The following is a 10833-nucleotide window of genomic DNA, read 5'->3' as shown; positions in this document are numbered from 1 at the left end:
CGTACCACCAGCGCAGCGAGCCGATCAGCCCAGTCTCGTGCAGGCGATCGCAGGTCTGGTCCACGCCGCCGGTCCAGAGTGGCGTCAGTGTTTTAAGTCGGATCTCAAGATGCATGCAAGCTGCTCCTCCCTTACATCCGGGTCACACTGCAGGCCTGCCAGCCTCCCTCCTCATTGGAATCTTTTTGCAACGTTCTCCCTCATACAACTGTATATACCTTTCGAGAACAGATCCTCTGCAGTTCCCTTTTCCTCGGGATTCGCCTTGCAACGTGTGTACGCCAGCTTCTCGTACAAGTCTGTTCCCGCCTTTCAGTTCCCTTTTCCTCGGGATTCGCCTTGCAACATCAAACCACCAACCGCAGAAAGGGAGACAGCGGGTCTTTCAGTTCCCTTTTCCTCGGGATTCGCCTTGCAACGATCGAGATCATAGAACCACCTACGTGCAAACTTTTCCTTTCAGTTCCCTTTTCCTCGGGATTCGCCTTGCAACTCGGATGCTGCAATCCCTCCGTATGTCCTGGAGGACTTTCAGTTCCCTTTTCCTCGGGATTCGCCTTGCAACTCGGATGCTGCAATCCCTCCGTATGTCCTGGAGGACTTTCAGTTCCCTTTTCCTCGGGATTCGCCTTGCAACTCGCGCAGATCACAAGGAGGTAGTGGTCGAAAACGACTTTCAGTTCCCTTTTCCTCGGGATTCGCCTTGCAACCTCACAACACTATATGTGTATGCGAGCATATCAAGCAATTCCTTTCAGTTCCCTTTTCCTCGGGATTCGCCTTGCAACTCTGCTTCCTGAGCGTCTCCAGCCTGGCTCTGATCTCCTTTCAGTTCCCTTTTCCTCGGGATTCGCCTTGCAACACGCTGAAACTTCGTTGAAACTAGGAGCAGAAATTGGCTTTCAGTTCCCTTTTCCTCGGGATTCGCCTTGCAACGGGTGTCCACTTATGTGGACGCCCCCAGGGTATGAGCCTTTCAGTTCCCTTTTCCTCGGGATTCGCCTTGCAACAGCCATGTAAGTACCTATACCACTGTATGATAGATAGGACTTTCAGTTCCCTTTTCCTCGGGATTCGCCTTGCAACCAAATGCGTCATCTGTGTTAATAATTTCACTGCATATGCTTTCAGTTCCCTTTTCCTCGGGATTCGCCTTGCAACACATATATAATATGCGATAACTGCCTCAATATAATTGCTTTCAGTTCCCTTTTCCTCGGGATTCGCCTTGCAACATTACTATCATTGTAATATTTGTGAAAATGATGTGTTTCTTTCAGTTCCCTTTTCCTCGGGATTCGCCTTGCAACAGCATACATCGTCCCGAAGCTGAACGGTCTGTCAATCTTTCAGTTCCCTTTTCCTCGGGATTCGCCTTGCAACTCGAATTGTGTCATCGGGCTGGAGCCCGAAATCGGATCTTTCCTTTCAGTTCCCTTTTCCTCGGGATTCGCCTTGCAACACACGGTCGAGGCAGCAAAACAGCAGCAGAAGATTCTTTCAGTTCCCTTTTCCTCGGGATTCGCCTTGCAACTCTGGTGTTTCTGCAGGCTGCACTGGCAAAGAGTGTTCCTTTCAGTTCCCTTTTCCTCGGGATTCGCCTTGCAACTTACCTGCTTCAGCCCGCTGGAGATCATCGCCTGGTACAGCTTTCAGTTCCCTTTTCCTCGGGATTCGCCTTGCAACCGTAGCCTGGAAACCCGCGGCGTCGCGCCCCTTCTCACTTTCAGTTCCCTTTTCCTCGGGATTCGCCTTGCAACAGCCTATCTGAGGCGTATATTTTACATAAATCTTTTGCCAGACAGGTCTGAATTGAGGCGGGTTTTCGCCAGGTGCTCGGATGTAAGTGGGTATATAAACTCTGGCGAAGGCAGCCTTGTGAGTAGTGCTATCTTTTTAGATGAACCGGTTTTGGAGCATTGCGATCCGCTCAAGCTCTTTGCTTTTACCCGCTTGAGGAGACCCCCTCAATTAAACGAAAATTAATTATAATAGCACCACCAATTTATCATTGATGCCCCGCATAATCCTCTCAGATCGTGGCACGTTTCTGGGGAAGACCGGCGAGCAGTTCCGGGTGCTCCGCAGGGACGAGCCTGATATCCTCATACCTGCACGTAAGGTCGATCAGATCCTTGTGCTCGGATCAGGGATATCAGTTTCATCAGACGCCATAGAGATGGCCAATGAGCTTGGAGTGGAGATCGTCTTCGCCAGCTACTACGGAAAACCCCTTGCTCGTCTCATACCCGCGACCATGGGCGGCACGGTCAGGACAAGACGGGAGCAGTACCGTGCATACGAAAACGAACGAGGTCTTGAGCTCGCCAAGGCATTCATACGCGGAAAGCTGAAGAACCAGGCATCTCTTCTGAAAAGCTTTGCGAAGAAGTGGAAGAACGAGAGGATGGATCTTTGGCAGGAGTTCCGAGACAGCTCAAGCCAGATCGAGGCGATCATACCACAGCTGGATTCTGTTAGGGGCAGGCTCGATGATGCACGTGACCTGATAATGGGGATGGAGGGCAACGCCAGCGAGATCTACTGGCGCACCTGGTCCAAGCTCATCCCCGACGCCTGGGGCTTCCCGGGCAGGAGGTATCCAGCAGCCGGAGACCCTGTAAACTCTCTCCTGAACTTCGGCTACTATGTACTGGAGCAGGAGGTGTGGGCAGCGGCGCTCTATGCGGGCCTCGATCCGTATGCAGGATTCCTGCACGCGGATCGCTCGGGACAGGAAAAGCTCGTCTACGATATGATGGAGGAGTTCAGGCCGCTGGTCGTGGATCGCGTCGTCGTCTCCCTCGCCCGTACAATGTCTCGTGATCATTTCCAGGAGGATTGCAGGATGACAAAGGAGGGCATGAGGATCGCATCATCCGCATTCTACAACCGGCTGGATGAGCGGATACAGTACCAGGAGAGGGGCCAGCTTCTCAGGAACATCATACGCTCACAGGCGTCCTCCGTGGCCACATTCCTGAGAGGGGAGCGACCGCGCTACGAACCATTCACACCGAGATGGTGATCATGGACACGATCATAATTTACGATATCAGCGATGATCTTCTAAGATCAAGAGTTGCCAGGGTTCTGATGGAGTACGGCTGCATGCGGATACAGAAGAGCGCTTTCTACGGCTTTCTCAACCACAACACCAGAGATAAGCTGCGACTCCGCCTCGAGAGGCTGATGAGGGGCGAGGAGGGAAATATACAGCTGTATCCGATGTGCTCCAGGTGCTTCGGCATGAGGGAGAGCATCGGAGAGCTGTACGAGATCGAGGAGGAGAATGTGAGAATTATTTAGATGGCAGCATATGATAACCGTGAGCGATGTAAAGCAGTACCTTTACTGCCCGAAGATAATATACTTCGATCACGTTCTTCACGTGCCGAAGCCGCCAGATCAAAAGCTGGATTCGGGCAGGGAGGCACACGAATCAATCACAGCCAGAGAGAAACGGAGGAAGGGTGCGGTATTCTACGACCAGGAGCTGGACAGTGCAGAGAAGCTCTTCAGGGTGGAGCTGGTGAGCCAGTCGCTCGGTCTGCGTGGCGTTCTCGACTATCTTGTGAAGACCGATAGGGAGTTCATACCCGTGGACTACAAATTCGGATACTCGAATAAAGGCGCAGCATATCTGAACCATAAGTATCAGCTGGCCGCATACGCGCTTCTCGTCGAGGACTGCTTCCTGGCCACTGTGCGCCGGGGATTTATCCACTACAGCAGGGAGCGGCTGAACGTCCGGATAGATATCACAGATGAGCTGCGGCGCAGGACCATGAAAATGATCGCGGAGATCAGGAGTATTGTTGAGAGCGAAACAGAACCAACATGCACCAGAAATCCATCCAGATGCACAGACTGCGAGTACAGGCGCTACTGCGAATGCGTGTAGAGGTGGGAATCAGATGTATTTCTTTCTCTGACGAAGAGCGGAAGTATCTTCTGAAAAAGCTCATACCTGCGGCCCGGGATAGAGGTGTAGCAGAGGAGCTGAGGGGCTGGAGCTGGTACAGGTCAGAGCTCTCACCACCCCACGATATCATCCTGCCGGTCTGGGAGGTTGCGGATAAGTACTGCGAGACCAGGAGGGACGCCTTCCTGAGACATGTGATGAGGGTTGATGTTCCTCCAAGTGAGGAGATGGTCGCTGGGCGGATATACCACAAGGCCATTGCCGAGCTTTTCCCTGCTGCAAAGAGGTTGATCTACTCACAGGGTCTGGGAGTCTGCACATCTCTCGCTCAGGTTCTGATGGAACGATTGCCAAAGGCGATCGAAGAAGCGGAGAAGCAGATGTTATCTTCTGGCGTAACAGATGCTCTCGGGGAGATTATCGAGAACCTGAGAAAGCTCTGGTCCTTCGAGGTCTCGAGAATAGTCTCTGCGATATACACCTACCTCGGAAAGTACCGCTATATAAGCGAGGACTCGCTGGTAAACCATGCTCTTCCATTTGTTGTGGAACACAAGCTGGATGGCAGATATCTCGGTCTGAGCAGCAATCTGAGCGCGGATGCTATAAACATGGGAGGGATGATGGTCTGCGACCTGAAGACCGGCCAGAGGAGGGACTTCCACAGGCTCTCCGCGACCGGATACGCGCTGGTATATGAGAGCCTCTACGAGGTTCCGATAAACATAGGCTGCACCATTTACCTCAGCTTTCCAAAGGGCCACCCCACGCCTCACATCGAGAGGGACTTCTTCATCCTGAGCGACGAGCTCAGGCAGTGGTTTGTTGAGGAAAGGGACTGTATCCAGGACATGATATTCTACGAGAGGGATCCTGGAAAATGCTCTGAAATGGGGGTATGCAGGTACAGAGATCACTGCCAGTAGTATTAACACAGAGAACAGCAGAGAAGCTTATTGCACAGCATTTTTTGGATCGTTAGTGGAATCATTTTAAGCCATATTGATGGATCATGCCCGTAAGTTATCGATGATCTGGGTTGGAATCGATCTCCTGTGAGCAGCAGGGCGTATCTTTTATCAGTTGGATGCTCGATGCGACAGCTATAAAACAGAGGTGCTCCCTGGAGATCTGCGATATGAGATCTTTGCTCGCGCTCCTCTCAGTTCTGCTCTTCATCCAGGGGCCTGCAATATCGCAGCAGGTTGATGATATCTTCTCCAGTATCGATTCATGTGATGTGACCGTATCAGGAGATACCTCTGGATGCTATCTGCAGGCAGATCTCATGCGCTCCGGTGTTATCCTGAGCAGCCGTGTGCTTCCACTGGATGCTCCCGGCACTCTGATGATAAGCTGGAACCTGAGCGATCCGGATGAGGGGGCATATGCGGCATGTGCCAGTGTGACAAGAAATGGAACCGTCCTGGGGAGGAGATGCTACAGCTTCTACCACGGAGGGGAGGTCCCTGTCAGATTCGACGTCAGGGACTTCCTGGCAGACTCCTCCGGCATACATATGGTCATATACGCAGCGGATCCTGCGATTGTCGATATCTATTACATGCTCATATCAGGAAACAAAGCTGTTTACGTCTACCGGGACAGATCCGTGAAGATCGCCGGCGGGAGAGGCGTGCCCACGCTCGTGGAGTGGAAGTGGCCTGTGCTGCTGAATGCTGGAGAGACGTACACAGGCAGGGCGAAGATGGTCGAGCTCACCACAGGCCAGACGCGCGCATTCATGAACAGGTTCGTCGCTCTGGAGAACGCCAGGATCACCGAGACATACGAGGATGAGATGGGCGCATCCGCGACGGTTCTCGGCACATCGAGAGTGCCATTCCGTGGAAGCCTCAGGTTTGTTCTGTACAACGGTACAGAGGTGGAGGTTGTCGAGAAGAGAACACCGGTGCTGCTTGAGGGCGATGATGAGACCGTGGAGATCTCGTGGAACAGAACGCTCGATCCGGGCATCTACCATCTCAAGGTGATGCTCCTGAACAGCAGCGGAGCCGTGGTGGATCTTCGGGAGAGCGTGATAGAGGCAGAGCCCGTCGTCCGGAGAGTATCGAATGAGAGCACTCCAAGCAAGAGCAGCCCGTCCGCATCAGTTCTGACCGGACTGATTGCGATATTCTCGATCAGACAGATCCTCAGGAGATGTGATAGAAAAAGGTAGATCAGGTTCAGTGTTACCGGTCTTGCTTCCTCCGCAGTTGTATACAGCGTATTTTGTACTGATGCCAGTGAATTCCTATATACATTCTTTTCAAGGTCTTTGCATGTTACTGAATACTTTTATTAAAGAAATTTTATGTCAAAATGGCAGGTCGGGTGGGTTTTAGGAATCCTCTGAGTAAAGTTCGATATTGACTGTTAATAATATATATTATCGACTGAGAGTATATACCAAATCATGCAAAAATTTGCATGATTATGGGTGTAGAGCGTGGGAAAATGCATAAAAAGCTGCTTTTGTCGATTTGCCTCTGCATGCTTCTTGTATTAACAACTGCTTTTGGGGCAGATGTTAAGACAACGCAGGCAAAAGAGGTAATAAAGCCGTCTGACTCTGTTATATTTCAGGCACAGAAACCGGATCTTGTGGTGAAGTCTGTAAGGGTAACAAGCGATCCGGTGATATTCTATGGTGGTAAAATAGTGCTGATACCGCTGGAGATAACCATTGCCAACCTTGGCGCCGCCACCAGCCAGGATTTCAACGTGGGAGCTGAGGGGTGGGCTCTGGATGGAAACGTATACGGCTTTGATTTCGCAGGGCCAGGAACCGAGACCATGCCAGAGCGTGGTGGAATCTTGGTTCATGGCATGCAGAGCGGCACAAGAGTCAGTGCAGAAAAAAGCTACACGGGGCTGTTGCTGCTCGGGCCCAATCCAATCAATGCACCTCCACAGCCCGGAACGCGCTGGAGAATTAAGGCCATGGTGGACTACAATCTGGATCCAGATGCTTTCGGTTACGAGTGGGGCGTGATCGAGGCAAATGAGACAAACAACGAAATGGAGATAATCTATCCAGCCACGCCCTCCGTCGCTACTATGACGCGAGGCGAAATGTCTGTGATCGGGATGCTGAATAAAACATGATCTCTTAATTTTTATTTAAACTATATTTGCTTTTCTATTGACGTGTCAGAACATGGATCAAGCGTCTCCGACACGCAAAGGCAGTAAATCCGGATTTCTGGCTCCCGCTCCTCTTCCGAACATCTCCCTCTGGAACACCACCAGATTTTAATAGCAAATCCTACGGATATACATTGGATTTTATGGAGGTACCTGCAAAAAGATGAGCTCAGAGATGTGCACGGTCTGCGGTCTTCCCAAGGAGCTCTGCATATGTGAAGAGGTGGCCAAGGAGCAGCAGAGGATCGTCGTCAAAATCCACAAAAGAAGATACGGCAAGGAGGTCACAGCCATCCAGGGCATAGATCCACATGAGATCGATCTGCAGGATCTCTGCACCTATCTCAAATCGAAGCTTGCATGTGGTGGGACTGTGAAGGACGGCGTCATCGAGCTCCAGGGCAATCACATCGGCAGGATCAAAGACCTGCTAATTAAAAAAGGGTTCAGCGCAAGTCAGATAAGCCTCTGAGAGCGTATTCGGCGAAGTTTATCATAGATGCCTAGCTTTGCATGCAGATCTTTGCGGTCTGATGCACGGCATCTCTTTTTAGTTACGTACTGAGAACGCGTCAGCATCCTCATGATCTGGGATTGCCTCCCGCTCCACCCAGCGGATTTGATCTCTCGATGACATATCCTGTTTTGGTTCGTCCGTTTATTGTAAACCGAAACTGAGATAAACGTTTACAATACACCCCCATGCATGCGCGAGAGCTACATGGTTCTGATCCCTCTGGTTCTGTATCTCCTGGCTGCTGCGTCACTGGGGTACATTGTCAGAAGCGGTCGATCCTGGAACGACTTCTTTCTGGCGGGCAGGGATCTGAGCACACTTCACCTCACAGGATCGCTCGTTGCCACCATTCTGGGAGCATCATCCACGATCGGCCTTGTCGGCCTGGGGTACTCCATGGGCCTCCCCGGGGCATGGTGGCTGCTCTCCGGCACCCTCGGGCTTCTTGTTCTCTCAAGGATTGCCAATACGGTGAGGGGTACCGGAGCGCGCACGCTGCCCGACCTGATAGGAAATTTTTATGGCTCGTCCTCCAGAAAAACAGCTTCCGCCCTGATCCTGATCGCATGGCTGGGGGTGATTGCTGCCCAGATCGTCGCTGCCGGAAGGATACTGGGCGCGCTCTTCGGACACGACTGGGCATGGATGTCGGCCACCGCGATCGTGCTGGTGGCGTACACCGCGCACGGTGGACAGCGCGCGGTGGTGAGGACAGATCAGATGCAGCTCTGCGTGATACTCGCAGGATTGATCCTCCTCATCCTGATCTGCCTGAGATCTGCGCCCGAAGCTCTGAACGGCCTGGAGTTTCCGACATCTGAAATGATGAGCCCGCAGGATGTAGTCTCGATGGTTGTGGTGGTCGGATCGATGTACCTGATCGGGCCAGACATATACTCAAGAATTCTTTCTGCCAGGAGCCCTGAGTCCGCCAGGGTCTCCGCGATGCTCTCAGCGATGATCATTGTACCGGTTGCATTCGCCATAGCATCGATCGGGGTATTCGCGCGGCATATGCTTCCCGGGATCAGACCGGAGGATGCTCTGCCACTGCTCATGACCGATGTCATTCCTCCATGGGCCGCTGGGATGGTCGCGGCCGCGTTCCTGGCGGCTGTTATGTCATCCGCAGACACATCTCTCCTGACCGCAACCTCCGTACTCACCCTCGACCTCGGCATGGGCTCCGGCATAAGAGCACGAAGTGTGGCGGTGATACTCATAGGCACATGCTCACTCTTGCTGGCGATGAGCAGGCCCGGGATCATCTCAATGCTGATGCTCGCCTACACAGTATTCTCAGGCGGCTTTCTGGTTCCGGTGCTTGCAGGCTTCCACAGGGAGAGGCTCGGGCTGACCCCAGGCTCTGCAACTGCGGGCATGCTGTGTGGTGGGATCACATCACTGGCGCTCGGAGGAGCTTACCCCCTGGCCGGAATAGGCGCATCTGCTCTCGCAATGGCGATCGTCAGCGCTGTGGAGAGAAGACCGGGAGCACATGGATAATTTTCATACTACTGGATCTGATCTGTTTTTCGTTTGCTTAGGTAGATTTTCCTATCCACATTTTCCATAAACAAACTCGCAAATCGACTGTTTCAGAGGCAAAACCCGGGCAGATCGATCCGGTCTAAAACAACTCCTCATCCTGCGTGTAGCTTTTTCCAAGCCTCAGCGCGATCTCGGCCTTCTCGAGCTCCCTGCCGAGGTATGCAGCATGATCCAGTCTGCTCACCAGGTTGAGATCTATCGCCGTGTCCAGTATCTCCCTGGCAGTCCTGCCCTTTATCACCATGCGGTCATGCACAGCCGCTATCTCATCCCCGCACAGCCCTATCCTGAAGGACCCAGCTGGATCTGCGACGAATCCCCTGCTCTGCTCCGCCTGCCTCACCTCCAGATGGGCTGGAGGCACAACCCCTGGCCGAGGCCGCTTCTCCTTAAGGATGAGGAGATCTCTCCCAAGATCCTTCGGAGGGCTCCGTCTCTCGCGAGCAAGCGCCATCATCTCCGCAGCCCTTCTGAGCTCCCTGACGCTCCCCAGCGCCTTCCGGCTGTACTCAGGGGTGAAGAGAATGGATGCGCCGATCTCCTCTCCGATGGCGGCGAGTATCGCATTGACTCCATGGCTGTCAGCATCTATGAGCTCTGTCACATTCCCCACACCGAGGAAGAGGGGTATGTCCGGGTGGGTCCTTCTGAAATCGATGTACTTCGCTATCGAATCTGCGAGGCCTCCGAGCGGGGGTGAGAGCACAGGATCTGCGATCACAGAGAGCCCGAGCTCGAGCGCATCGCTGATGTTTCTCTCCAGCGTGGTCTCCGGTCCGGGTATCACGACAGCCGGCACATCTCCATCCAGAAGTGCATCGGCCACAGCGTGCATGTTTCTTCCATCAATGCTCAGAACCAGATCAGCTCCAGCATCAACCCCTGCCAGTATCAGATCCGGCCGGAGCGTGTCTATGCTCACCGGCATCTCAGAAACCCCCCTCGCGATTCTAACCACCCTCCTGACATCATCTGGAGTGGCATCGAGGGGCAGTCCGAGATCGATCATGTCGGCGCCCTGGGACCCATAGTATCTGATCCTGTCCTCCAGAGATCCATCATCAAGTCGGGTAGCATCCACGATCTCTGCGAGGACCTTCATCCTGCTCCCGCCGCCCACCCCGACGCCGCGAAGAACGATGGGCGGGCGCGCGCTCTGCTCGACCCTCCTGAGAATCTCCTCCTCATTTCGGGCGAGCCGTTCAGCTATGAGCACACACGCTGGCGTTCTGCTCGAGAGCTCGATCTCTTCCAGGTGATCCAGAACATAGGTTATATCTGCAGCGTTCTTAGGACCGAGCCTGATCTTCGTGCCGAGCTCCCGCTCCACATCGCTGAAATCCGATGTTATGAGCCCGGGGATCATGATGAGATCGTAGCCACTGGGGGCAGCTCTCCTTACATGCTCCGGGGTTATGAACGCAGCTATATCCAGATCCAGGACGAGGACATCAGCAGGAACCCTGGCGGAATCTGCCGCGCTCCTCACATCATGCTCTGCCAGCCTGCCCGTAAGAAGAAGCACCCTCATGAAGCGACCTCTCAGGTGCATCTGAAGCTCCGGTCCTCAGGCCAGAGCTGATGTTCTGGAGGAGCTCTGCGCCGATACAGGCAAATTGCCCTCGAGGCATCTCGATTTTTCTCGATGCTACCAGATCTCCTGACAACGGCGCCTTTCTGCTCAATGGAC

General features: G+C 53.3%; 10 protein-coding genes and 1 CRISPR repeat array. Of the genes, 8 read left to right on the top strand and 2 right to left on the bottom strand.

What is annotated here, in order from left to right; all coding sequences use genetic code 11:
* On the bottom strand, positions 1–115 hold a 115-nt coding region (cmr1, locus tag QFX31_RS05275), incomplete at its 3' end, for a type III-B CRISPR module RAMP protein Cmr1 (protein ID WP_348531079.1).
* Between the two features lie 120 nt (positions 116–235).
* A CRISPR array of direct repeats spans positions 236–1760; the repeat unit is 37 nt; unit sequence CTTTCAGTTCCCTTTTCCTCGGGATTCGCCTTGCAAC.
* Between the two features lie 254 nt (positions 1761–2014).
* Here cmr1 and cas1 point away from each other — a divergent pair.
* The 8 genes from cas1 (at position 2015) to QFX31_RS05235 (ending at position 9098) form a co-directional block, all read left to right on the top strand.
* Entirely contained in the window at positions 2015–3028 is a 1014-nt protein-coding gene (gene cas1, locus QFX31_RS05270) for a CRISPR-associated endonuclease Cas1 (RefSeq protein ID WP_348531075.1), read from the top strand.
* 2 nt (positions 3029–3030) lie between these two features.
* Entirely contained in the window at positions 3031–3309 is a 279-nt protein-coding gene (gene cas2 / locus QFX31_RS05265) for a CRISPR-associated endonuclease Cas2 (protein WP_348531074.1), read from the top strand.
* A 19-nt stretch (positions 3310–3328) separates the two neighbouring features.
* Complete coding sequence (gene cas4 / locus QFX31_RS05260; protein ID WP_348531073.1) at positions 3329–3904, top strand: CRISPR-associated protein Cas4; 576 nt, start codon at positions 3329–3331, stop codon at positions 3902–3904.
* Positions 3895–4851 carry a type I-A CRISPR-associated protein Cas4/Csa1 gene (gene cas4a, locus QFX31_RS05255; RefSeq protein ID WP_348531072.1) on the top strand — a complete coding sequence of 319 codons (957 nt, stop codon included), beginning with the start codon at positions 3895–3897 and terminating at the stop codon, positions 4849–4851. Before cas4 ends, cas4a begins: the two co-directional genes overlap by 10 nt.
* A gap of 212 nt (positions 4852–5063) precedes the next feature.
* Complete coding sequence (locus QFX31_RS05250) at positions 5064–6107, top strand: hypothetical protein (protein ID WP_348531071.1); 1044 nt, start codon at positions 5064–5066, stop codon at positions 6105–6107.
* Positions 6108–6364: 257 nt separating this feature from the next.
* Entirely contained in the window at positions 6365–7036 is a 672-nt protein-coding gene (locus QFX31_RS05245) for a hypothetical protein (protein WP_348531070.1), read from the top strand.
* A 202-nt stretch (positions 7037–7238) separates the two neighbouring features.
* Positions 7239–7547 carry a stress response translation initiation inhibitor YciH gene (gene yciH, locus QFX31_RS05240; RefSeq protein ID WP_348531069.1) on the top strand — a complete coding sequence of 103 codons (309 nt, stop codon included), beginning with the start codon at positions 7239–7241 and terminating at the stop codon, positions 7545–7547.
* Between the two features lie 234 nt (positions 7548–7781).
* On the top strand, positions 7782–9098 hold the full coding sequence (locus tag QFX31_RS05235) for a sodium:solute symporter family protein (RefSeq protein ID WP_348531068.1): 1317 nt from the start codon (positions 7782–7784) through the stop codon (positions 9096–9098).
* Between the two features lie 124 nt (positions 9099–9222).
* Here the strand turns inward: QFX31_RS05235 and QFX31_RS05230 are convergent, their stop codons facing one another.
* Positions 9223–10695, bottom strand: a complete 1473-nt coding sequence (locus QFX31_RS05230) for a dihydropteroate synthase-like protein (protein WP_348531067.1) — start codon at positions 10693–10695, stop codon at positions 9223–9225.
* Positions 10696–10833 lie beyond the last annotated feature (138 nt).

Origin of the sequence: Methanothrix sp., assembly GCF_030055635.1 — an archaeon.
Classification (GTDB): Archaea; Halobacteriota; Methanosarcinia; order Methanotrichales; family Methanotrichaceae; genus Methanothrix_B.
Note: the sequence above shows the minus strand (reverse complement) of the source record. Positions and strands in the feature narration are given on the sequence as shown.